Below are 22,665 nucleotides of genomic sequence, written 5' to 3' on the forward strand. Positions count from 1 at the left end.
ACCGATCCGGGCCCGTGATGACGCTTTCCCCACCCCAGTGAGGGGGGCCTCCCAGCCCGATACGCGACAATGTCAGGCGTGATCCTCTCCGCGCAGCACCCCCTCTCCGCCGGCCTCACGGGCGACGCTCGACTCATCCGTGCCTACCGGGGAGAACGGGCCGACACGACGCCCGTGTGGTTCATGCGCCAGGCGGGCCGGTCCCTGCCCGAGTACCGCGACCTGCGCGTGGGCACCCGCATGCTCGACGCGTGCCTCGACCCGGCCATGGCGAGCGAGATCACGCTGCAGCCGGTGCGCCGCCACAAGGTCGATGCCGGCATCTTCTTCAGCGACATCGTGGTGCCGCTGAAGCTCGTCGGCGTCGACGTCGAGATCCAGCCCGGTCGCGGGCCGGTCTTCGGCCGGGGCTACGCGGATGCCGCGGGCGTGGCCGAGCTGACGGCGATCGACCCTGCGCGGCTCGACGAGACATCCGCCCCCATCACCGAGGCCGTGCAGCGCACGGTCGCCGAGCTGAACACGACCGACAACGGATCGGGCACGGCGACGCCGCTCATCGGCTTCGCCGGGGCGCCGTTCACGCTCGCCGCGTACCTCGCCGAGGGCGGCCCGTCGAAGGACCACCTCGCCGCCCGCACGCTCATGCACGCCGACCCGGGTGCGTGGCGCGCGCTCATGGAGTGGACCGCCGAGCTCACGGGCCGGTTCCTGCGCACGCAGGTGCTGGCCGGCGCATCCGCAGCCCAGCTCTTCGACTCGTGGGCAGGCGCGCTCTCGCTCGCCGACTACGAGACGCACGTGGCGCCCGCCTCGGCGAAGGCGCTCGCGCACGTGCACGACCTCTCGTACGAGGTGACGGATGCCGCGGGCGCGCGCACGACCCGCGACGTGCCCGTCGTGCACTTCGGCGTCGGCACCGGCGAACTGCTCGCCGCGATGCACGGCATCGGCGTCGACGCCATCGGCGTGGACTACCGGGTCCCGCTGGATGTCGCGGTCGCCCGCGTCGGCGAGGGCGTACCCCTGCAGGGCAACCTCGATCCGGCGCTCCTCGCCGCACCGGCGCCCGTGCTCGAGGCCGCGGTGCGCGACGTGCTGCGGCGCGGCACCGCCGCTCCGGCCCACGTGTTCAACCTCGGGCACGGCGTTCCGCCCGAGACCGACCCGACCGTGCTCACGCGCGTCGTCGAGCTCGTGCACGAGGCCGGCGCATGACCGACGAGCCCCGCGCCGAGCAGGAGCACCGCACGACCGACGTCGTCGTGGTCGGCGGCGGGGTCGCCGGCCTGGTCTCCGCGCTCGAGTGCGCCAAGATCGGCCTCAAGGTCACCCTGCTCGAGCGCCGCGTCGTGGTCGGCGGTTGCGTCGGCCGCCTCGAGCTCGACGGCCTCACCCTCGACTCGGGCGCCGAGTCGTTCGCAACCCGCGGGGGAGCGGTCGCCGAGCTCATCGCCGACCTCGGGCTCTCCGACGCCGTCGAATCGCCGAACCCCGCAGGAGCCTGGCTCGTGTGGCCCGCGGGCGGCCAGCGCGGTCCGGGCGCGAAGCTCGACGCCGCCCCGCTGCCGAGGACCGGCATGCTCGGCATCCCGGCGAACCCGCTCGGCGACGACGTGCGCCGCATCATCGGGTGGAACGGGTCGAGCCGGGCGTACCTCGACCGACTGAAGCCGATCCTCCGCATCGGCAGGGCGCACAGCCTCGGCAGGCTGGTGCGCGATCGCATGGGCGAGGCGGTGCTCGACCGCCTCGTGACGCCGATCTCGGCCGGCGTCTACTCGACGAACCCCGACGACCTCGACCTCGATGTCGTCGCTCCCGGCCTGAACGAGGCGATGACCCGCACGGGATCGCTGTCGGGCGGGGTCGGCCAGCTGCTCGAGGAACGCAAGGCCGGCGCCGCGGTGCAGGGGCTCGCCGGCGGCATGCACACGCTCGTCGACGCCCTGGTCGCGCAGCTCGGGCGCTTCGACGTCGACGTCGTCACGGGCGCCGAGGTCACCGACCTCGTGCGCACCGACGAGGGCTGGCGCGTGACCGCGACCGTCGCCGGCGAACCTGCCGCCGGGCCCGCCGGGCCCGCCGGGGCGGCGCAGGCCGGCACCGAGCTCGTCGTCGATTCACGGTTCGCGCTGCTCGCCTCGCCCGCCGCGTCCTCGCGCCACCTGCTCGTCGACGCGCTCGAGGGGTGGGCGGAGGTCACGGCATGGCCGGCCGCGGCATCCATCGAGATCGTGACCCTCGTGCTCGATGCCCCCGCGCTCGACGACGCACCCCGCGGAACCGGCGTGCTGGTCGCCGCCGACGCCCCAGGCGTGACCGCGAAGGCCATGACGCATTCGACCGCGAAGTGGCCATGGCTCGCCGCGCGCACCGGCGGCCGACACGTCGTGCGGCTCTCGTACGGCCGTGCCGGCGAGCCGAACCCGCTCGACGGGCTGGCCGACGCCGACGTTCGCTCCCTCGCGCTCGCCGATGCGTCGGCGCTGTTCGGGGTCGCCCTCGACGCCGACGCGATCCTCGCCCTCGGGCGGGCGAGCTGGCGCGATGCGCTGTCGCAGGCGACGATCGGCCAGCGCGACCGCGTGCGCGCCCTCGAGGACGCCCTCGCCGCCGAACCCGGCATCGAGGTGACCGGATCTTGGGTCGCCGGCACGGGCCTCGCATCGGTGGTTCCGCACGCGATCGCGGCCGCCGCACGCATCCGGCACCTGGCCGTCGGCCCCGCCGCGAACGCATAGCCGTAACGGCATATTTTGCCCCGGCAACCCCCTTGCGCGAGACGTCGCTGGGTCTACGCTGGAATGACGTCGCACAACGCGCTGTGGGGAATGGGGTGCACATGAAGGGCAAGATCCTCTTCGTCGTCGGGGTCGGTGTCGGGTACGTGCTCGGCACGCGCGCCGGCCGTGAGCGGTACGAGCAGATCAAGAGCGCCGCCGAGAGCGTGTGGAACACGCCCACCGTGCAGAAGGGCGTCGACTCGGCGAAGGAGTTCGCCATGGCCCGCGTCGGCAGCGTGAGCGACGCCGTGCTCGACAACGTCAAGGGCTTCATCGGCAACGCCACGAAGGCGTCCGGCGCCTCGAAGCAGGATGTCCGCTCCGGCGCCCGCTCGGCGAAGTCCGGTGTCTCGAAGGCGGCGACGGCGGCGCGCGACGCGGTCGACGAGGCCGCGTCGAAGATCGACGAGGTCATCGACGAGGCCGCCGATACGGCAGCGGCCTCCGCGAAGCCCGACGCGAAGCCGGCCGGCACGTCCGCCGCGAAGCCGCGATCGACGAAGTCCGGATCCTGAGGTCGGATCGATGCCCGCACCCACGAACGACGAGCGTTCGCTGTTCCAGTTGATCGGGGAGCTCCCCGACACGGTCTCGACGCTCGTCCGCGCCGAGATCGACCAGGTCAAGGCCGAGATCTCCTACAAGCTCAAGCACTTCGGCATCGGCGCGGGCCTCGTCGCCGGAGCCGCCGTGGTCGGCATCTTCCTGCTGTTCACGCTCATCACGGCGGCGATCTTCGCGTTCGCGCTCGTGATGCCCCCGTGGGCCGCTGCGCTCACCGTCGGCGGCATCCTGCTCCTCATCATCGCGGTGCTCCTCTGGATCGCGTACCTCAATTTCAAGCGCGGCAGCGAACCGCTCGAGTCCGTCGAGAGCCTGAAGGCCGATCTCGACGCGCTGAAGGGAACGGGTGACTATGACCGCCATTGACGCACCCAAGCCCTCCAAGCGCACCGACAAGGAGCGCGAGCGCAACCTCACCCGCGTGCAGGCCCGCGTCGCGTCCGAACGGGCGCGCGCCGACTTCGCCGAGACGCTGAACGCCCTCGAAGACAAGCTCAACCTGCCGAAGCAGGCCAGGCGCAAGGGCCGCGCGCTCCGGGCGAAGATCGACCGCATGGCCGACGAGGCGCCGGGCACGCTCCTCGCCGTGGCTGCCGGCGCGATCACCGTGGTCGGCGTCACCGTCTGGCTCATCGTGCGGGCGTCGTCCTCCGACGACTGAACCGGGCAGTTGAACGGCACATGAGCCGAGCGGATGCCGCGGCCGACGACGCGCGCAACGCGACCGCCGTCGATCGCGTGGCCGCAGCCGTGCGCGACGACATCCTGAGCGGGCGTCTCGCGGCGGGCGAACCGCTCCGCGAGGAGGCGGCCTCCGCACGCTACGCCGTCTCGCGGCACACCGTGCGCGCGGCGTTCCAGCGCCTGGCGAGCGAGCGCCTCGCCGTCGCCCTGCCGTACCGCGGGGTGCGGGTCGCGGCGTTCGGCCCCGACGAGATCATCGCGCTGCAGCAACTGCGTTCCGCGCTCGAGGCCGAGGCGATCCGCATCGCGCGGGAGCGCCACGGCACGGCCTGGCCCGACGACGTGCTCGCCCCGGCGCGCGGCGCGCTCGAACGGCTCGCCGCCTGCGCCGACTGGCTCGAGGCCGAGCGCGTGCACCTCGAGCTGCACGCGGCGCTCGTCGCGGCATCCGGGAGCCCCCGCATCATCGAGGCGCACGCCGCGATCGGCAGCGAGATCCTGCTGTTCCTGCTTCACGTGCGCCCGCACTACACGCTCGAGTCGCTCGTGACCGAGCACCGCGCGCTCATCGACGCGGTGCAGTCGCGCGGGCCCGACGCGATCCGCGAGCACCTCGACCACTCGACGGCCCTGCTCCTCGGCCGGCGATGAGTCGGATCTTCGGCATTTTTTGGCCGATGCGTCCGAAAGGGGGAGACTAGGGACATGTCATCCCCCGCTGCCGAAGCGGCAGCCGACGCGCTCCAGACCGAATCCGACGCCGAGCAGTCTCCTGTGGGTTACACGGTGTTCGCAGTGCTCCGCCGCGATCCCGCACGCCCCGACGACCTCGACGGCCACGACGTGCCGCGATTCGTCACGGAACTCGACGGCATGATCGCCCTCGTCGAAGAAGAAGGCGTCACCGTTCGCGGCATCTACGACGTCTCCGGCCTCCGGGCCGACGCCGACGTGATGCTGTGGCTCCACGGCGACACCGCCGAGGGCCTGCAGTGGGCGCTGCGCGAACTGCGCCGCTCCCGCCTGCTGCGAGCGCTGCTGCCGACGTGGAACGCCATGGGCGTGCACCGCGACGCCGAGTTCAACAAGGCGCACGTGCCCGGGTTCCTCCGCGGCATCGAGCCCAAGGACTGGCTCACGGTGTACCCGTTCGTGCGCAGCTACGAGTGGTACCTGCTCGATCCGGGCGAGCGAGGCCGCATGCTCGCCGAGCACGGGCGCAAGGGCGCCTCGTTCCGCGGCGTGGTCGCGAACACGGTCTCGGCGTTCGCCCTCGGCGACTACGAGTGGCTGCTGCCCATGGAAGCCGACGAGCTCACCGACCTCGTCGACATGATGCGCGACCTGCGCGCCACCGACGCGCGCCGACACGTGCGCGACGAGCTGCCGTTCTACACGGGCCGCCGCATCTCGACCGCCGAGCTCGTGGAGGTGCTGCAGTAATGGCAGCCGTGAACCTCGGTTCGACCGGTGCGGATGCCGCGGGCACGACGCCCCGCGGCCGCAAGCCGGCCCCCGCGGCATCCGCCCCATGCGCTGCCGGAGCGCTCGTGCCAGGCGCGACGCCCGCAGCCCAGGGCGGAGCCGAGCACGTGACGGAGCCCGTCGCGTACGACGCGATCCTGCTGGCCGGCTTCGGCGGGCCCGAAGGTCAAGACGACGTGATCCCGTTCCTGCGCAACGTCACGAGCGGGCGCGGCATCCCCGACGAGCGCCTCGAGGAGGTCGCGCACCACTACCGCCACTTCGACGGCATCAGCCCCATCAACGAGCAGAACCGCGTGCTGAAGGCGGCGCTCGAGGCCGAGCTCGCGAGCCGCGGCATCGACCTGCCCGTGCTGTGGGGCAACCGCAACTGGGATCCCTACCTCAACGACGCGCTCGACGAGGCGAAGTCCGCCGGCCACACGAAGCTGATCGCGATCGCGACGAGCGCGTACAGCTCGTACTCGAGCTGCCGGCAGTACCGCGAGGACTTCGCCGACGCGCTCGAGGACACGCAGCTCGGCGACGTGATCCAGATCGACAAGGTGCGCCAGTTCTTCGACCACCCCGGCTTCGTCACGCCGTTCATCGACGGCGTCCGCGACGGCATCGCCGGCCTCGTGGCCGCGAACCCCGACCTGAATCCGGCCACCGACATCGAGGTGCTCTTCGCGACGCACTCGATCCCGTCGACGGATGCCGCGAAGTCCGGCCCCGCTGACCGCGGGTTCGGCGAGGGCGGCGCCTACGCCGCGCAGCACCGCGCCGTCGCCGAGGTCGTCATGCGCGATGCCGGCGCGACCGACGTGCCGTGGCAGCTCGTCTACCAGTCGCGCTCCGGCCCGCCCTCGATGCCGTGGCTCGAGCCCGACATCAACGACGCGATCGCCGAGCTCCCGGCCGCCGGCCGCAAGGCGATCGTGATCGTGCCGCTCGGCTTCGTCAGCGACCACATGGAAGTGCTCTGGGACCTCGACAACGAGGCGCTCGAGACCGCGGGCGAGCACGGACTCGACGCCGTTCGCGTGCCGACGCCCGGCACCCACCCCGCGTACGTCGCGGGCCTGGTCGACCTCGTGCTCGAGCGCGTCAACGGCACCCCGGTCGCCGACCGGCCCGCCGTCACCGAACTCGGCCCCTGGTACGACGTCTGCCGCCCCGGCTGCTGCGAGAACGTGCGCCTCGGATTCCGTCCGGCGCTCGCGGGGATCGCGCCGTGAGCGGCGGCTCCGGCTCCGGCGGCGTGATCCGCGTCGGCACCAGGGCGAGCGCGCTGGCGATGGCGCAGACGAAGCAGATCGCCGAGCGCCTCGGCCTCGCGGCCAAGGCCGAGATCGAGCTCGTGCCGGTCACGACCGAGGGCGACGTCTCGCGGGCCTCGCTCGCCTCCCTCGGCGGCACCGGCGTCTTCGTCACGGCCCTGCGCGATGCACTGCTCGCCGACCGCTGCGACGTGGTCGTGCACTCCATGAAGGACCTGCCGACCGCAGACCACGAGGGCCTCCGCCTCGGTGCGGTGCCGAAGCGCGCGGATGCACGCGACGCGCTCTGCGCCCGAGATGGCCTCTCGCTCGAGGAGCTGCCAGAGGGCGCGCGCGTCGGCACCGGTTCGCCGCGCCGCATCGCGCAGTTGCTCGCCGTGCGCCCCGACCTCGAGGTGCTCGACATCCGCGGCAACGTCGACACCCGCCTCGGCAAGGTCGAGTCCGGCGAACTCGACGCCGTGCTGCTCGCCGCCGCCGGACTCGCCCGCCTCGGGCGATCGGATGCCGCGACCGAACTGCTCGCGCTCGACGAGTGGCCGACCGCCGCAGCGCAGGGAGCGCTCGCGATCGAGGTGCGTCGCGAACGCGGCACCCGCGCGCTCGAGCAGGCGCTCGAAGCCGTCGACCACCGATCCACGCGCGCCATGGCGCTCGCTGAGCGCCTCGTGCTCGCCGGACTCGAGGCCGGATGCGCGGCGCCCGTCGGCGTCACCGCCTTCCTCGAGGACGAACTTCTGTTCCTCAGCGCGAGCGTGTACAGTGCCGACGGGGCCCGGCGCATCACCAGTTCGCATGCCGCGACCCCCGAGAGCCGCTCAGCCGCCGATCTGGCGGAGGCGGCTCGCGATGTCGCCGATCGCGCCGTCGCAGAACTCCTCGGCAACGGTGCCGCTGAATTGGCTGCTGCTGCTGCTCCGGAGGAATCGTGACCGAATTCGAACCCGTCACCGGGGTCATCGGGCTGCCTTCCCACCCCGGCAAGCCCCTCGCCGGCTGGCGCGTGCTCGTGCCGCGCGGCGGGCCATGGGGAGACGGCGTCGCCGGCGCGCTCCGCGCCCGCGGCGCGGCGCCCATCATCGCCCCGCTCATCAACTTCGCGCCGACCGACGACCAGCCGGCGCTCGAGGCGGCGCTCGCGAAGCTCGCGGCCGGCGGCTTCGACTGGCTCACCGTCACGAGCGCCACCACGGTCGACGTGCTCTCGTCGTACAACGCCGTGATCCCGGAGACCACGAGGGTCGCCGCCGTCGGTGAGACCACCGCGGCCGCCCTCGTGGCCGCCGGATACCACGCCGACATCGTGCCCTCCGAAGACAACTCGGCCAACGGCCTCCTCGAGGAGTGGGAGGTCGCGACCGGCGGCGCCCAGGGCCTCCGCGTGCTCGCGCTGCGCTCCGCGATCGCCAAGCAGGTGCTCTCGATCGGCCTCGCCGAGGCCGGCCACAGCGTCGAGGCGGTCGTCGCCTATCGCACGATCGGCGTCCCGGTCGCGCAGAAGGTCATCGACGACGTGCGCAGCGGTCGCGTGAATGCCGTGCTCGTGACCTCCGGAAGCGTCGCCGAGCAGGTGCAGCAGCAGCTGGGCCCGATCCCCGAGTCGATCCTCGTCGCGGCCATCGGCCCGCAGACCCGGCGCGACGCCGCCGAGCTCGGACTCCGCGTCGACGTCGTCGCGCGCGAGCGCAGCGCGGAGTCGCTCATCGAGGCGGTCGTCGACGCCGCGACGGCGCACGCCTGACACCGGGCCCTCGGTCCGGGCCGCTCTCGGCGGCTCCCAGACTGCGGCGACGTAGGCTTGTGCGGTGACTTCCACGCCTGCCCCCCGCATCCGCCCGCGGCGTCTCCGCGAGACGCCGGCCCTGCGCCGCCTCGTGTCCGAGACCCGCCTCGATCCGGCCGAGCTCGTGCTGCCGATGTTCGTGCGCGAGGGCGCGAGCTCGCCGGTGCCGATCGCCTCGATGCCCGGCGTCGTGCAGCACACGCTCGAGAGCCTCCCGCGGGCGGTGGCGGATGCCGCGGCCGCGGGCATCGGCGGCGTGATGCTGTTCGGCGTGCCAGAGGTGCGCGACGCCCGCGGATCGGGTGCGACCGACCCCGACGGCATCCTGAACGTGGCGACGCGCGTCGCGGTCGAGGCCGCCGCCGGCTCGCTCGTGGTGCAGACCGACCTCTGCCTCGACGAGTTCACCGATCACGGACACTGCGGCGTGCTCGACGACCGCGGGCGGGTCGACAACGACGCCACGCTCGAGCGCTATGTCGCGATGGCGCTCGAGCAGGCCCGTGCGGGCTCCGAGCTCCTCGGCCTGTCGGGCATGATGGACGGCCAGGTCGCCGCCGTGCGCGACGCGCTCGACGGCGGCGGTCACCGGGACGTCGTGCTGATGGCGTACTCGGCGAAGTACGCGTCGGCGTTCTACGGCCCGTTCCGCGACGCGGTCGAGTCGACGCTCGAGGGCGACCGCCGTTCGTACCAGCTCGATCCGGGCAATCGGCGCGAGGGGCTGCGCGAGGCGATGATCGACATCGAGGAGGGCGCCGACATCGTCATGGTCAAGCCCGCAGGCAGTTACCTCGACGTGCTGGCCGACGTGGCCGCGGCATCCGACGTCCCCGTCTGGGCCTACCAGGTCTCGGGGGAGTACGCGATGATCGAGGCCGCCGCCGCCCACGGCTGGATCGATCGCAAGCGCGCGGTGATCGAGTCGGTTCGCGGTATCCGCCGCGCCGGCGCCGATGCCGTGCTCACCTACTGGGCCGTTGAACTGGCCGAATGGATCCGCAAGGGGGACCTCGCATGACCGCCGCTGCCGACACGACCAACGCCGGGCTCTTCACCCGGGCGCAGGCCGCGATCCCGGGGGGCGTGAACTCGCCCGTGCGCGCGTTCCGCTCGGTGGGCGGCACGCCCCGGTTCCTCGTGAGCGCCCGCGGCGCCTACGTCACCGACGTCGAGGGGCGCGAGTACGTCGACCTCGTCGCCGGCTGGGGTCCCGCGATCCTCGGGCACGCCGACCCGCGCGTCATCGAGGCCGTCACGGATGCCGCGGCTCGCGGTCTCTCGTTCGGCTCGTCGACGCCCGCCGAGACCGAGCTCGCCGAGCTCGTCGAGGCTCGCGTCGCCCCGGTCGAGAAGCTCCGGCTCGTCTCCACGGGCACCGAGGCGACGATGTCCGCCATCCGCCTCGCCCGTGGGTTCACCGGTCGCGACCTGCTCGTGAAGTTCGCCGGGCACTACCACGGCCACTCCGACGGCCTGCTCGCCGAGGCCGGTTCGGGCCTCGCGACGTTCGCGCTCCCGGGGTCCGCGGGGGTGCCCGCCGACATCGCCGCACTCACGCTCGTGCTGCCCTACAACGACCTCGACGCCCTGCGCGAGGCGTTCGCCGAGCACGGCGACCGCATCGCGGCCGTCATCGTCGAGGCGGCCGCCGCCAACATGGGCGTGGTGCCGCCATTGCCCGGCTTCAACGCCGCGCTCGTCGAGCTCGCGCATGCGAACGGCTCGCTCGTGATCAGCGACGAGGTGCTCACCGGCTTCCGCGTCTCGGAGGCCGGCTGGTGGGGCCTCGAGTCGACGACCGATGCCGCGTACACGCCCGACCTGCTCACGTTCGGCAAGGTCATCGGCGGCGGCATGCCCGTCGCCGCGCTCGGCGGCCGCGCCGAGATCATGGACCGGCTCGCCCCGCTCGGCCCCGTCTACCAGGCCGGCACGCTCTCGGGCAATCCGGTCGCGGTCGCCGCGGGCGTCGCGACGCTCAGGGCTGCGGATGCCGCGGTGTACGCCCACCTCGACGGGGCCGCCGCCACGATCAGCGGCGCCGTCTCCGAGGCGCTCGCCGCTGAGGGCGTCGCGCACGGCGTGCAGCGCGCCGGCAGCCTCTTCAGCTTCGTGTTCGGCGAGGAGACCCCGGTCTTCGACTACGCCGCCGTGCAGCGGCAGGAGGCCTACCGGTACGCGCCGTTCTTCCACGCCATGCTCGACGCGGGCGTCTCCCTGCCGCCGAGCGTCTTCGAGGCGTGGTTCGTCACGGCGGCGCACGATGACGCCGCGATCGACCGCATCGTCGCCGCGCTGCCCGCAGCGGCGCGTGCCGCGGCATCCGCTCGCCCCGCCTGACGGGTTGAGCCGCTCGACGGGATCTTCACGCAGCTCGCTCGAGCGTGAAGCGTCTGTGGCACCCCGATAGCCTGCAGCCACCTGTCCTGGTGCGTCGGTCATCAGAATCCGCCCTCCCGCGAGGGCGACTTCGCCGACGCGGTTCGTCGGTACGAGCCCGGCTCCGATGCGTGCTCATCCACGAACGGGCACCTGTTGGCGAAGCCGCCTACTCGTCGATGGTGCGGACCACGCGTGCGGGTGAGCCGACCGCGATCGTGCCGGCGGGGATGTTCCTGGTGACGACGGAGCCGGCGCCGATGACCGCATCTTCACCGATGGTGACGCCCGGGAGGATCGTGACGTTGGCTCCCAGCCAGACGTTTCGCTCGATGACCACCGGGGAGGGTATGAGGTCGCCGCGTCGCCTGGGGTGGAAGTCGTGTTGGAGGGTGGCGATGACGGCGTTGTGCCCGATCAGGCAGTCGTCGCCGATCGAGATGCCGCCCTGGTCTTGGAACCGGCAGCCCGAGTTGATGAAGACGCGCCTGCCGAGTGAGATGTTCTTCCCGAAGTCCGCGGTGAACGGCGGGAAGAGCGTCACGGACTCGTCGACGGGCTTGCCCATCAGTCGCGCCAGAAGTTCCCGTACTTCCGCCTGCTCGTGGTAGCCGGTGTTGAGCTCGCCGGCGATGCGGAGTGCGTCTTGACTGGTGTCGTGCATGACCGCGTGGCCGGGTGAACCGCCGGTGATGGTCTCACCTGCGTCAAGGAGTGCGAGAAGTTCTGCGAGCGTCATGATTCCCTAGCGTGGATCGGGAGAGGGCGGCTGAGCGCTGTCGTTCTGACGGCGCCGTGCGTGCGTGCGGATGAGGGCCTGACGCCGCGGTCAGGCCGCGTTGTCCTTCAGATACGACGACAACGATGCTTCGACGGTCTCCAATCGTGCCGCCTTCGAGCGCACGTCGTCACGGAGCGCGGCGATCTGGGCGAGGAGCCCGGGGCATGCCGACTCCGCCCGTTCGCCCACCGTGCAGGGAAGCACGTCTCGCACGAGGGCGCTCGGCAACCCGATCTCGAGGAGTGCGCGGATGGTCTCGACCATGGCGACCGCGTTCGGCCCGTAGTCGCGGTAGCCGTTCGCGCTGCGGTCGGGCGACAGGAGCCCCTGCTGTTCGTAGTAGCGGAGTGCCCTGGGGCTCGCTCCGGTCCGTTCACTGAGTTCGCCGATCTTCATGACGCCTCCTCTTGACATTGACGCTGACGTCAGACTTTACGCTGCACGCATGACACCACGCACGCACACGCGACTGACCGACCCGCTCTCCGAAGTCCGCGACCTGACCGGACATCGCGCCATCGTCACCGGCGGCGCCGGCGGCATCGGCGTCGTCGTCACCCGCACGCTCGCAGCGGCGGGCGCCGACGTCATCGTGGGAACGCGTGGAACGGGACGTGCCGAGAAGATCCGGGAGACGCTGCTCGCCGAACTCCGAGCCCCCGGGGATCGGATTCGAATCGCGCACCTCGACCTCATCGACGCCGACTCGATCCGCCGGTTCGCCGACCAGATCGGCGACGCGCCGATCCACACGCTGGTGCTCAATGCCGCCATGAGCAGTGTCCCGTTCGGGCGCGATCGGAACGGCACGGAGAGCCAGTTCGCGACGAACCACCTCGGTCACTTCACGTTGACCGGCCGGCTCCTGCCCGCACTCCTGGTCGCACCGGACGCGCGCGTCGTGACCGTGTCGTCCGCGCTCTACCCCAGCGCGAAACTCGATCTCACGCGCCTGGGCGACCATGCCGAGTATTCCCCCGGACGCGCGTACATCCGATCGAAGCTCGCGAACGCGATGTTCGCCATCGAACTGAACCGCCGACTCGCCGCAGCCGGCAGCACGGCACGCAGTTTCGGCACTCACCCCGGCATGGCCCGCACGCCGCTGCACACCACGTATCCGACGGCGCTCACGCGGGCGGCAACCCGCACGCTCGCCAAGGTGATCGGCCGCGATCCAGAACCCGCGTCCGTCGGCATCCTCGCCGCGGCACTCAGCACGCAGGTCACGCCGGAACTCTTCTGGGGGCCTGCCGGATCGAGGAGACACCCCGACGCGCTCGGAACTCCGTACGCGTCGCCGGCCACCGATCACGCACTGGCAGCAGAGCTCTGGAGCGTGTCCGAGAACCTGACCGGGATCGCCTACCTCTCCGAAGCCGTTTCTTCGAGGACCCGCGTCGACCACGAGGCGTGATGCCCGTCGATCGGCCCTCGTGCTGATCGACGGGGCGGATGCCCTCGCTCGGGTGGGCAGTGGCATCCGAGTGGAAGCGCACCTGGCCGGGCGCTCGAACCGGAGCAACCGGCCGATGGGTTGACACGTCGGGCCGGGCGCTCGCCGAAGGCCGTGCTTCCTGCCAGTCTGGACGAGTGGACGAACTGATCATCCTGGGCGTGATCGCGTTCGTGGTGATCGCCGCCGCGACCGTCCTCGGACCCAGGCTCGGCATCGCATCCCCGCTCGTGCTCGTCGCGATCGGCATCGCGGCGAGCTTCCTGCCGATGTTCGACTCGATCGAGATCGATCCAGAGCTGATCCTGGCCGGCGTGCTGCCGCTGCTGCTCTACTCGTCGGCGGTGTCGATGCCGACGATGAACTTCCGACGGGAGTTCGGTGCGATCAGCGGGCTCTCGGTGATCCTCGTCGTCGCGAGCTCGCTCGTGCTCGGGGTGTTCTTCATGCTCGTCATCCCCGACCTCGGGTTCGCGTGGGGCGTCGCGCTCGGCGCGATCGTGAGTCCGACCGACGCCGTGGCGACCTCGATCATCAAGCAGACGCCCGTGTCCAAGCGTGTCGTGGCGATGCTCGACGGTGAGAGCCTGCTGAACGACGCGACCGCGCTCGTGCTGCTGCGCACCGCGATCGTGGCGACCGCCGCGTCGTTCTCGTTCTGGGGAACGGTGGGCACCTTCGCGTACTCGGTCGTCGTCGCGGTCGTCGTCGGCTGGCTCGTCGGGTGGCTGAACCTCGTCGTCCGCAAGCGCGTCACGAACCCGGCCGTCAACACGGTGCTCTCGTTCACGGTGCCGTTCTTCGCGTCGGTGCCGGCCGAGCTGCTGCAGGCGTCGGGGCTCGTCGCCGCCGTCGTGGCCGGGCTGGTCACCGGCATCCTCGCGCCGCGCCGGCTCTCGCCGCAGAACCGACTGTCGGACTCGCAGAACTGGCGCACGGTCGAGCTCGTGCTCGAGGGCGCGGTGTTCCTGACGATGGGCCTGCAGATCCAGGCGATCGTCGCCGACGTGCAGCGCGATCACGCCGGCGTCGCCCCGGCGATGCTCGTCGCCGCCGGCGCCCTCCTGCTGACGATCCTCGTGCGGGCGGCGTACGTCGCGCCGCTGCTCGGCGTGCTCGGCCGGCGTGCTCGCCGCCAGGCGCAGATGCAGGAGCGGCTCGAGGGCATGCAGGAGAAGATGACCACGCCCGAGGGTCAGCAGGAGTTCCTCGAGCGGGCGAACTCCGGGCGCGGTCGGTCGGTGACGCCCCGCGACCTCGATCGCTTCGCCCGCCGGGTCACCCACGCCCTCGGCGACATCGAGTACTTCCGGCGGCAGCCGCTCGGCTGGCGCGAGGGCGTCGTCGTGGTGTGGGCCGGCATGCGCGGCGCGGTGACCGTCGCCGCGGCGCAGACGCTGCCGGAGGACACGCCCCAGCGCCCGGTGCTCGTCTTCATCGCGTTCGCCGTCGCGGTGATGTCGCTGCTGTTGCAGGGCGGAACCATCGGGCCGCTCGTGCGCCGCATCGCGCCGAAGGTCGACCAGGCCGCGCTGGACGCGCAGGCCCTCGACGAACGCACGCGGCTCATGACGATCTTGCGCGGGAGCGCGGAGGGGATCGCGCAGCCCGAGCGCACCGAGGGCGAGCCGCGCATGGAGGCGTTCCTCGCTGAACGGCGCTTCCGGCTCGAGGTCATCGAGGCGCAGCGGGCGGCCCTGCTCGACGCACGCGACAACGGCACGTTCGACGCCGACGTGCTGGCCGACGAGCTCGCGAACCTCGATGCGGCGCAGATCGCGCTCGAGATGCGCGCCAAGACGGCCGACTGACCACGAGCGGATGCCGCGGCATCCGCTCGTCGTGTCGGAGCCGCTGCGGGGGTGTAACCGAGGTTGCGGGTTTCAGGAGGAAACCGGTGAGAAACCGTTACCGCCTTGTGGAGCGTCGACCACCATGCTCCGCGCCGACTCGGGCAGGATGGAGGCATGGCCCAGCTCCGAGTGCACTCCGACCGCATCGAGGTCCTCCTCACCGCGGCCGAGAAGTCGCTCTCGCTGCGCTCCGCCGACATCGTGGTGCAGCGCGACGACATCCGCTCGGCCACCATCACCGACGACCCCTGGGTGTGGATCCGCGGCATCCGCACGCGTGGCAGCGTCGTGCCCTTGGTCGTGGCCGTCGGCGCATGGAAGTACCACGGCGGGCTCGACTTCGTCATCGTCAAGGGCAAGCGCCAGGCCGTCGTGCTCGAGCTCGCCGGCGGCGAGTTCGCCCGCATCATCCTGAGCACCAATCACGCCGCCGCGCTCATCGACCGCCTGAAGCTCGGCGAGACCCCGGTCGACGCCGACTAGCGTCGGCGGGGTCGTCGTCGTCGACCGCAGGGGTCGTCTTCGGTCCCGTCGCGCGGTCGCGTCGCGCGTCGCCTCGGGCCTCGCGCCCCAGCGCCGGACCCGTGTCAACCGAAGTGGGGGCAGCGGGCGGATGGCGAGCCGAGTACAACTGAGGGCACCCCGAGAAACATGAGGTGTCCTCGAAGTCGAGTGCACTCCCTGTTTTCACCCAGACCGTCATGGCCTGCGCACCAAACCCGATAGCGCGCCGAAGCACACCCATGTGCTTCGACACGGCATATCTCGACTCTCGTTACCCAAGGGTCTGCCCGTGTCCCAGCCTGCCCAGAACTCCGCCGCGCGTCCGCGCGCCGCACGCACTCGACTGCGCGCCGCGTTCACCGCGGTGACGGCGTCGCTCGCCCTCGTCGCGGTCGGCGTCGTCGGCCTGCCCGAGTCCGCTGCCGCGGCCTGCGCGAACCCCGTCGCCTGCGAGAACGCGAAGACCGGTGCGAATCCCAGCGAGTGGGACATCAACGGCTCCGGCTCCGACGACATCCAGGGCTTCGCCACCGACATCAGCGTCAACGCGGGATCGAAGCTCGACTTCAAGGTCGACACGACCGCGCGGGCGTACACGATCGGGATCTACCGCACGGGCTGGTACCAGGGGCTCGGCGCGAGGAAGGTCGCCACCGTCACCCCCAGCGCGACGCTCCCGCAGAGCCAGCCCGGATGCATCACCGACGTCGCGACCGAGCTCGTCGACTGCGGCAACTGGAAGGTCTCGGCCTCCTGGAACGTGCCGGCCGACGCGGTCTCCGGCGTGTACGTCGCCCTGCTCAGCCGTGCCGACACCGGCGGCAGGAGCCACGTCACGTTCATCGTGCGCAACGACGCCAGCCGGTCCGACATCGTCTTCCAGACCTCCGATCCGACCTGGCAGGCCTACAACGGCTACGGCGGATCGAACTTCTACGCCGGCGGCCAGAACGGGCGCGCGTACAAGATCAGCTACAACCGGCCGTTCGCGACGCGCGGCGACAACAACGGCCGCGACTTCTACTTCTCGGGGGAGTACGCGCAGGTGCGCTTCCTCGAGCGCAACGGCTACGACGTGACGTACCTCGCCGGCGTGGACAGCGACCGGAGCGGCGCGCTCCTGCGCAATCACAAGGTCTTCCTCTCGGTCGGGCACGACGAGTACTGGTCGGGCGCGCAACGCGCGAACATCGAGGCCGCACGCGACGCGGGCGTCAACCTGCAGTTCCTGGGCGGCAACGACGGATACTGGCGCACGCGCTACGCGGCATCCGCCGACACGAGCGCCACCCCGTACCGGACGCTGATCTCCTACAAGGAGACCTGGGCGAACGAGAAGATCGACCCCGCCGCCGAGTGGACCGGCACGTGGCGCGACCCGCGCTTCGCCCCGACCTCGGCCGGCGCCAACCGCCCCGAGAACCGGCTCATCGGCACGCTCTACATGGCGAACCACAACGACCTGCCCATCACGGTGTCGTCGGCGGAGGGCAAGCTGCGACTCTGGCGGGGCACGTCGCTCACCAGCCTGGCCAGCGGCGCGAGTGCGGCGCTCGCCGCCCACACCGTCGGCTACGAGTCGAATGAGGACCTCGACAACGGCTCGCGTCCACCGGGACTCATCCGGCTGTCGACCACGACCGGGCCGACGCCCGAGTACCTGCAGGACTACGGCAACACCGTCAAGGCCGGCACCACGACGCATCACCTCACGATATACCGCGCGCCCAGCGGCGCCCTCGTCTTCTCGGCGGGCTCGATCCAGTGGGCGTGGGGACTCGACCAGGAGCACGACGGGAACGGCTCGGCCGCCGACTCGCGCATCCAGCAGGCCCAGGTGAACGTGCTCGCCGACATGCGCGCCCTCCCGACCACGCTCCAGACGGGGCTCGTGGCCGCGACGGCCAGCACCGACACGACCCCGGCGACCGCGACGATCACGGCCCCGGCCTCAGGGGCGCAGATCGCCAACGGCGGCTCGGTCACCGTGACCGGCACGGCGACCGACGTCGGCGGTCGCGTGGCCGGCGTCGAGGTCTCGACCGACGCCGGTGCGACCTGGCATCCAGCGACCGGCACCTCGACCTGGACCTACACCTACGTGCAGCACGGACGCGGACCGGTCGAGCTCAGGGCACGCGCCGTCGACGACAGCGCCAACATCCAGACGACGGCCGCGTCCCGGGCGGTCGCGGTCGTCGGGCCGTTCTCGATCTTCGGGGCGCAGGTGCCGACGGTCGCCGACTCCGGCGATGCCTCCGCGGTCGAGCTGGGCCTGCGGTTCACGCCGACCGACGACGGGTTCGTCTCCGGCGTGCGGTTCTACAAGGCGACCGCCAACACCGGAACCCACGTCGGCTCGCTCTGGTCGCCGCTCGGCGAGCGGCTCGCCACGGTGACGTTCACCGGCGAGACCGCCTCCGGCTGGCAGAAGGCGACGTTCGCGCAGGCCGTCCCGGTGACCGCCGGCACGCGCTACACGATCTCCTACACGGCGCCGCGCGGCCACTACTCCGTGCAGGCCGACGCGTTCTGGGCGTCGGGCATCGCGCACGAGCCCCTTCTCGTCGACGGGGGCTTCGGCGCACCGGCCGCCGCGGTGTACGGCAACCCAGGAACGCATCCCGCGACCTCGTACCAGAGCAGCAACTACTTCGTCGACGCGATCTACGACTCCGCCGACTCGACGCCGCTGTCCGCCGCCAACCTCTGGCCGCTGCCTGGGTCGTCGAGCGTGCCGCTCGGCACCACGCTCAGCGCCAGGTTCCTGAAGGCGGTGGTCGCGGCATCCGTCGGCATCTCGGTGACCGACCAGCTCGGCAGCGCCGTCGCCGGCGCCACCGCCTACGACCCCGCGACGCGCGTCGCCACGTTCTCGCCGGCGGCGCCGCTGAACGGCTTCGTCGTGCACACCGTCGTGCTCAAGGCGACCCCATCGGGGTCGACCGCCCCGCCGGCCGAGGTGTCGCGATGGACCTTCACGACCGTGAAGCCGACGCCGGCCGCCGGCATCTGCCCGTGCCGCCTGTTCAACGACTCCACCACGCCGACCGTGCTCGAGGTGGCGGATGCCGCCGCGGTCACCCTCGGGGTGAAGTTCACGCCGTCGGTCGACGGCACCGTCACGGGGGTCTCGTTCTACAAGGGGGCGGGCAACACCGGCGAGCACGTCGGATCCCTCTGGACCACGACCGGAACGCAGCTCGCCACGGCCACGTTCGCCGGCGAGAGCACGAGCGGATGGCAGACCGTCACGTTCGCGACGCCGGTGACCGTGAAGGCCGGCACCCAGTACGTCGCCGCGTACCGCACGACCGTCGGCCGCTACTCCGGGACGTCCGGCGCGTTCTCGGGCAGCGGCGTGAGCTACGGGCCGCTCAGCGCGGGGACGGGTGCCGGCGCGTACACCTACGGCACCGGGTACCCCGCGAACACCAGCACGACGAGCTACCTCGTCGACGCCGTCTTCGAGAAGGCCGCCGACCCGATCGCCGTGGCGTCGACGACGCCGGCGGCCGGCGCCCTCGACGTCGACCGCGGCAGCACGATCTCGGCGAAGCTCACCATGCCGACGGCACCGGGCGCCACGATGACGGTGACGAGCGGGGGCACGGCGGTCGCCGGCGCGACCGCGCTCTCGACCGACCGCACCACCCTCACCTTCACGCCGTCGGCTCCGCTGCCGAACGCCGCCAACGTCAGCGTGGCCCTGGCCGGCGTGCGCTCCGACTCGGGCACGGCGCTGCCGACGAAGACGTGGTCGTTCACGACCGCCGACACCTCGGGCGCGACCACGACGTACTCCCTGTTCGGCAACGCCGTGCCGGCCGTTCCCGCGGTCGGCGACGACGCGTCGGCGGTGGAGCTCGGCATGGCGTTCTCCACAGCGACGGCCGGCAGCGTCACGGCCATCCGGTTCTACAAGGGAACGGGGAACGGCGGCACGCACACCGGCTCGCTGTGGAACGCCGCGGGAACCCGCATCGCCACCGTGACCTTCGCGAACGAGACCGCGACCGGGTGGCAGACCGCCGTGCTCGACGCCCCCGTCGCCCTCACGGTCGGGGCGGAGTACGTCGTGTCGTACACGGCGCCGCAGGGGCACTACGCGGCGACCGGCGGGTTCTTCGCGGGCGCCGCCTCGTCGGGGCCGCTCGTCGCGCCGGCGGAGGGCAACGGGCGCTACCGGTACGGCACCGGCGGAGCCGTGCCGACGTTCACCTGGAACCGCACCAACTACTTCGTCGACGTGCTCTTCCGGGCCACGACGGTCAGCCAGGTGACCGTCACGTCGACCAGCCCCGCAGCGGGGCGCACAGACGTCGGGACGGGGGAGCGGATATCAGCCCAGTTGTCCGCCTCCCCCGTCACGGCACCAACCATCGCCCTCACCGGGCCGGGCGGCGCGGTCGCCGGGCACACTGAATGGGATGCCGCGACGCGAACCGTCGCGTTCGTGCCCGACCAGCCCCTGGCGTGGGTGACCGCGTACACGGCGGCCGTCTCCATCGGCGGGCAGACCCCGCCGGGCGGCACCTGGGGCTTCACGACCAGGGCGCAGCCGACCACGACATCCCTCTTCCCCGAGACCGCCGTGCCGACGCGCATGGACTGGGACGATGCCACCGGCCTGCAGCTCGGCGTGCGCTTCACGTCGACGCAGGCGGGCACCGTCAGCGGCATCCGCTTCTACAAGGTCGCCGGCGATGCGAACACGCACACCGTTCGCCTCTGGGCCGACGGCGTGGAGCTCGCGACCGCGACGTCGTCTGGCGAGACCGTGAGCGGCTGGCAGACCGTGTACTTCGCCCCGGTGCAGATCAGCGCGAACGTGGAGTACCGGGCCACCTACTACACCCCGCGCGGCCGGTATGCCGCCGATCTCGGCACGCTCGCCGAGGCGGTCGTCGCCGCACCGCTCTCGACGGTCGCCGTCGGCGGGGTCTATCGATACGGCACGGATGCCCCGACCGCCGTCACCTCGCACAACTACTGGGCGGACGTCATGTTCACGCCCGCTGGCTGACACGCGCCATGGACGACCACGGCGCAACGGAAGGCGGAGACATGGAACGACTGGGCATCGCCGTGATCGGCGCCGGGTACTGGGGGCCGAACCTCGTGCGCAACCTGCGGGCCAGCGACGACTGGCACCTGCGTGCCGTGTGCGACCTCGACCTCGACCGGGCCGCGCGGGTCGTCGGCCCGCCGGGCGACGTGCGCGTGACGGCCTCCCTCGACGAGGTCCTCGCCGACCCCGCCATCGACGCGGTCGCGATCGCCACCCCGGCGCGGACCCATCACGGGCTCGCGCTCGCGGCACTCGCCGCGGGCAAGCACGTGCTCGTCGAGAAGCCGCTGGCCGACAGCGCCGAGCACGGCCTCGCGATGATCGACTCCGCCGAGGCGGGCGGGCTCGTGCTCATGGCCGACCACACCTACTGCTACACCCCGGCCGTGCAGAAGATCCGCGAGCTCATCGCCGAGGGCGCGCTCGGGGACCTGCTGTTCATCGACTCCGTGCGCATCAACCTCGGGCTCATCCAGCCCGACGTCGACGTGTTCTGGGACCTCGCGCCGCACGACCTGTCGATCATGGACTTCATCCTCCCCGGCGGCCTCGCCGCCGAGGCGGTCGCGGCCCAGGGCTCCGATCCGCTCGGCGCCGGGAGGTCGTGCGTCGGCTACCTGTCGATGCCGCTCGCCAGGGGCGCCATGGCCCACGTGCACGTCAACTGGCTCAGCCCGACGAAGATCCGGCGGATGGTGATCGGCGGCACCCGCAGAACCCTCGTCTGGGACGACCTCAACCCCCAGCAGCGGGTGAGCGTCTTCGACCGCGGCGTCGACCTGGCGTCGACCTCGGAGGACCCCGCCGACCGCACCGCGTCCACGATCTCGTACCGGCTCGGCGACACCTGGTCGCCCGCACTGCCGGAGCACGAGGCGCTCGCGTCGATGGTGGCGGAGTTCGCGGCCAGCATCCGCGGCGGTCGTACGGCACGCACCGACGGCCGCGCCGCCCTCCGCGTGCTCAGGGTGCTCGAGGCCGCCACGCGCAGCCTCGAGGATGCCGGCAGCCTCACCAGGGTCGAACGCGACGAGGTCCCGAGGGAACTGGAGGGCGTGCGATGAGCGGGATCGCGGGAGCCAGGGTGCTCGTCACCGGGGGAGCCGGGATGATCGGCTCGGCCATCGTCGACCGACTCCTGGCGGCGGGTGCGGCATCCGTCGACGTGCTCGACAACCTCGTGCGCGGTCGGTTCGAGAACCTCGACGCGGCACTGGCCGGCGGCCGGGTCGCCTTCGTCGGCGGCGACATCCGCGACCGCGACGCCGTCGACCGGGTCACGCGCGGCAAGGACCTCGTCTTCCACGAGGCCGCGATCCGCATCACGCAGTGCGCCGAGGAGCCGCGGCTCGCGCTCGAGGTGCTCGTCGACGGCACCTTCAACGTCATCGAGGCCGCGGCCCGCAACCGCGTCGGCAAGATCGTCGTCGCGTCGAGCGCCTCGGTCTACGGCATGGCCGAGGAGTTCCCGACCGGCGAGCGGCACCACCACCACAACAACGACACGTTCTACGGTGCGGCGAAGTCGTTCGGCGAGGGCATGCTGCGCAGCTTCCGCGCGATGGAGGGACTGCCGTTCGTCGCGCTCCGCTACTTCAACGTGTACGGCCCGCGCATGGACGTGCACGGCTACTACACCGAGGTGCTCGTGCGCTGGATGGAACGCATCGCCGACGGCCTCCCGCCGATCGTGCTCGGCGACGGGGCCCAGACGATGGACTTCGTGAACGTGCACGACGTCGCGCGGGCGAACATCCTGGCGGCCGCGAGCGACGTCGAGGAGGGCGTCTACAACGTGGCCAGCGGACGCGAGACGAGCCTGCTCGAACTCGCCCGTGCCCTGCTCGCGGCGATGGACGCCGACCTCGCGGTCGAGCACGCCCCGGCTCGAGCCGTGAACGGGGTCGTGCGCCGGCTCGCCGACACGACGGCGGCGCGCCTCGACCTCGGATTCCAGGCGCAGGTCGGCCTCGAGGACGGGCTCCGCGAGCTCGTCGAGTGGTGGAGGCCGTTGCGCGAGGACATCGCCGCATCGCGGGCGGTGCTGCGGTGAG

At 71.9% G+C, this 22,665-nt stretch carries 20 protein-coding genes; 18 read left to right on the forward strand and 2 right to left on the reverse strand.

The window, feature by feature from the left end:
• Positions 1–69 precede the first annotated feature (69 nt).
• The 12 genes from hemE (at position 70) to hemL (ending at position 10,907) form a co-directional block, all read left to right on the forward strand.
• Entirely contained in the window at positions 70–1,218 is a 1,149-nt protein-coding gene (gene hemE, locus ABIC29_RS14180; RefSeq protein ID WP_354246329.1) for a uroporphyrinogen decarboxylase, read from the forward strand.
• A complete protein-coding gene (gene hemG / locus ABIC29_RS14185; RefSeq protein WP_354246331.1) occupies positions 1,215–2,744 on the forward strand; it encodes a protoporphyrinogen oxidase in 1,530 nt (509 codons plus the stop codon). Before hemE ends, hemG begins: the two co-directional genes overlap by 4 nt.
• 101 nt (positions 2,745–2,845) lie before the next feature.
• Positions 2,846–3,301: a YtxH domain-containing protein gene (locus ABIC29_RS14190; protein ID WP_158551715.1), complete on the forward strand. Its 456-nt coding sequence runs from the start codon at positions 2,846–2,848 to the stop codon at positions 3,299–3,301.
• Positions 3,302–3,311: 10 nt separating this feature from the next.
• Complete coding sequence (locus ABIC29_RS14195) at positions 3,312–3,716, forward strand: phage holin family protein (RefSeq protein WP_158551716.1); 405 nt, start codon at positions 3,312–3,314, stop codon at positions 3,714–3,716.
• Positions 3,703–4,011, forward strand: a complete 309-nt coding sequence (locus ABIC29_RS14200) for a hypothetical protein (RefSeq protein ID WP_116080234.1) — start codon at positions 3,703–3,705, stop codon at positions 4,009–4,011. The genes ABIC29_RS14195 and ABIC29_RS14200 overlap by 14 nt, the downstream gene beginning before the upstream one ends.
• Before the next feature lie 20 nt (positions 4,012–4,031).
• A complete protein-coding gene (locus ABIC29_RS14205; RefSeq protein WP_354246336.1) occupies positions 4,032–4,685 on the forward strand; it encodes a GntR family transcriptional regulator in 654 nt (217 codons plus the stop codon).
• 54 nt (positions 4,686–4,739) lie between these two features.
• Positions 4,740–5,477 (forward strand): hydrogen peroxide-dependent heme synthase, encoded by a 738-nt coding sequence (gene hemQ / locus ABIC29_RS14210; protein WP_116080237.1) that lies wholly within the window; start codon positions 4,740–4,742, stop codon positions 5,475–5,477.
• Complete coding sequence (locus ABIC29_RS14215; RefSeq protein WP_116080239.1) at positions 5,477–6,739, forward strand: ferrochelatase; 1,263 nt, start codon at positions 5,477–5,479, stop codon at positions 6,737–6,739. Before hemQ ends, ABIC29_RS14215 begins: the two co-directional genes overlap by 1 nt.
• Positions 6,736–7,713 carry a hydroxymethylbilane synthase gene (gene hemC / locus ABIC29_RS14220; protein WP_354246341.1) on the forward strand — a complete coding sequence of 326 codons (978 nt, stop codon included), beginning with the start codon at positions 6,736–6,738 and terminating at the stop codon, positions 7,711–7,713. Before ABIC29_RS14215 ends, hemC begins: the two co-directional genes overlap by 4 nt.
• A 32-nt stretch (positions 7,714–7,745) precedes the next feature.
• On the forward strand, positions 7,746–8,522 hold the full coding sequence (locus ABIC29_RS14225; RefSeq protein WP_502915494.1) for a uroporphyrinogen-III synthase: 777 nt from the start codon (positions 7,746–7,748) through the stop codon (positions 8,520–8,522).
• Between the two features lie 64 nt (positions 8,523–8,586).
• Entirely contained in the window at positions 8,587–9,585 is a 999-nt protein-coding gene (hemB, locus tag ABIC29_RS14230; RefSeq protein WP_116080241.1) for a porphobilinogen synthase, read from the forward strand.
• Positions 9,582–10,907, forward strand: coding sequence for a glutamate-1-semialdehyde 2,1-aminomutase (gene hemL / locus ABIC29_RS14235; RefSeq protein WP_354246347.1), 1,326 nt, complete (start codon positions 9,582–9,584; stop codon positions 10,905–10,907). The genes hemB and hemL overlap by 4 nt, the downstream gene beginning before the upstream one ends.
• A 208-nt stretch (positions 10,908–11,115) precedes the next feature.
• Here hemL and ABIC29_RS14240 read toward each other — a convergent pair whose 3' ends face one another.
• Positions 11,116–11,685, reverse strand: coding sequence for a sugar O-acetyltransferase (locus tag ABIC29_RS14240; protein ID WP_354246350.1), 570 nt, complete (start codon positions 11,683–11,685; stop codon positions 11,116–11,118).
• Between the two features lie 90 nt (positions 11,686–11,775).
• The gene (locus ABIC29_RS14245) at positions 11,776–12,123 is read right to left on the reverse strand and encodes a MerR family transcriptional regulator (protein WP_116080247.1); all 348 of its coding nucleotides are present in this window, start codon (positions 12,121–12,123) and stop codon (positions 11,776–11,778) included.
• A 49-nt stretch (positions 12,124–12,172) separates the two neighbouring features.
• Between ABIC29_RS14245 and ABIC29_RS14250 the strand changes: the two genes are divergently transcribed.
• The 6 genes from ABIC29_RS14250 to ABIC29_RS14275 all read left to right on the forward strand — a co-directional run bounded on the left by ABIC29_RS14250 (position 12,173) and on the right by ABIC29_RS14275 (position 22,664).
• On the forward strand, positions 12,173–13,144 hold the full coding sequence (locus ABIC29_RS14250; RefSeq protein WP_354246354.1) for an SDR family NAD(P)-dependent oxidoreductase: 972 nt from the start codon (positions 12,173–12,175) through the stop codon (positions 13,142–13,144).
• 176 nt (positions 13,145–13,320) lie between these two features.
• Positions 13,321–14,994, forward strand: a complete 1,674-nt coding sequence (locus ABIC29_RS14255) for a cation:proton antiporter (RefSeq protein ID WP_354246357.1) — start codon at positions 13,321–13,323, stop codon at positions 14,992–14,994.
• Between the two features lie 156 nt (positions 14,995–15,150).
• Complete coding sequence (locus tag ABIC29_RS14260; protein WP_116080254.1) at positions 15,151–15,519, forward strand: hypothetical protein; 369 nt, start codon at positions 15,151–15,153, stop codon at positions 15,517–15,519.
• 310 nt (positions 15,520–15,829) lie between these two features.
• Complete coding sequence (locus tag ABIC29_RS14265; protein WP_354246360.1) at positions 15,830–20,566, forward strand: DUF4082 domain-containing protein; 4,737 nt, start codon at positions 15,830–15,832, stop codon at positions 20,564–20,566.
• Positions 20,567–20,607: 41 nt separating this feature from the next.
• Positions 20,608–21,675: a Gfo/Idh/MocA family protein gene (locus ABIC29_RS14270; RefSeq protein ID WP_354246363.1), complete on the forward strand. Its 1,068-nt coding sequence runs from the start codon at positions 20,608–20,610 to the stop codon at positions 21,673–21,675.
• Positions 21,672–22,664, forward strand: coding sequence for an NAD-dependent epimerase/dehydratase family protein (locus tag ABIC29_RS14275; protein ID WP_116080258.1), 993 nt, complete (start codon positions 21,672–21,674; stop codon positions 22,662–22,664). The genes ABIC29_RS14270 and ABIC29_RS14275 overlap by 4 nt, the downstream gene beginning before the upstream one ends.
• The last annotated feature ends 1 nt before the right edge of the window (position 22,665 follow it).

The organism is Agromyces sp. PvR057, from assembly GCF_040547485.1.
Classification (GTDB): domain Bacteria; phylum Actinomycetota; class Actinomycetes; order Actinomycetales; family Microbacteriaceae; genus Agromyces.

What these genes read in the sequence shown, in the direction of transcription:
- ABIC29_RS14250 (WP_354246354.1), top strand. Translation starts at nt 12,173, where the DNA reads ATGACACCACGCACGCACACGCGACTGACCGACCCGCTCTCCGAAGTC.
- ABIC29_RS14200 (WP_116080234.1), top strand. Translation starts at nt 3,703, where the DNA reads ATGACCGCCATTGACGCACCCAAGCCCTCCAAGCGCACCGACAAGGAG.
- hemQ (WP_116080237.1), top strand. Translation starts at nt 4,740, where the DNA reads ATGTCATCCCCCGCTGCCGAAGCGGCAGCCGACGCGCTCCAGACCGAA.
- ABIC29_RS14205 (WP_354246336.1), top strand. Translation starts at nt 4,032, where the DNA reads ATGAGCCGAGCGGATGCCGCGGCCGACGACGCGCGCAACGCGACCGCC.
- ABIC29_RS14275 (WP_116080258.1), top strand. Translation starts at nt 21,672, where the DNA reads ATGAGCGGGATCGCGGGAGCCAGGGTGCTCGTCACCGGGGGAGCCGGG.
- hemE (WP_354246329.1), top strand. Translation starts at nt 70, where the DNA reads ATGTCAGGCGTGATCCTCTCCGCGCAGCACCCCCTCTCCGCCGGCCTC.
- ABIC29_RS14260 (WP_116080254.1), top strand. Translation starts at nt 15,151, where the DNA reads ATGGCCCAGCTCCGAGTGCACTCCGACCGCATCGAGGTCCTCCTCACC.
- ABIC29_RS14190 (WP_158551715.1), top strand. Translation starts at nt 2,846, where the DNA reads ATGAAGGGCAAGATCCTCTTCGTCGTCGGGGTCGGTGTCGGGTACGTG.
- hemG (WP_354246331.1), top strand. Translation starts at nt 1,215, where the DNA reads ATGACCGACGAGCCCCGCGCCGAGCAGGAGCACCGCACGACCGACGTC.
- ABIC29_RS14215 (WP_116080239.1), top strand. Translation starts at nt 5,477, where the DNA reads ATGGCAGCCGTGAACCTCGGTTCGACCGGTGCGGATGCCGCGGGCACG.
- ABIC29_RS14195 (WP_158551716.1), top strand. Translation starts at nt 3,312, where the DNA reads ATGCCCGCACCCACGAACGACGAGCGTTCGCTGTTCCAGTTGATCGGG.
- ABIC29_RS14240 (WP_354246350.1), bottom strand. Translation starts at nt 11,685, where the DNA reads ATGACGCTCGCAGAACTTCTCGCACTCCTTGACGCAGGTGAGACCATC.
- ABIC29_RS14245 (WP_116080247.1), bottom strand. Translation starts at nt 12,123, where the DNA reads ATGAAGATCGGCGAACTCAGTGAACGGACCGGAGCGAGCCCCAGGGCA.
- ABIC29_RS14270 (WP_354246363.1), top strand. Translation starts at nt 20,608, where the DNA reads ATGGAACGACTGGGCATCGCCGTGATCGGCGCCGGGTACTGGGGGCCG.
- hemL (WP_354246347.1), top strand. Translation starts at nt 9,582, where the DNA reads ATGACCGCCGCTGCCGACACGACCAACGCCGGGCTCTTCACCCGGGCG.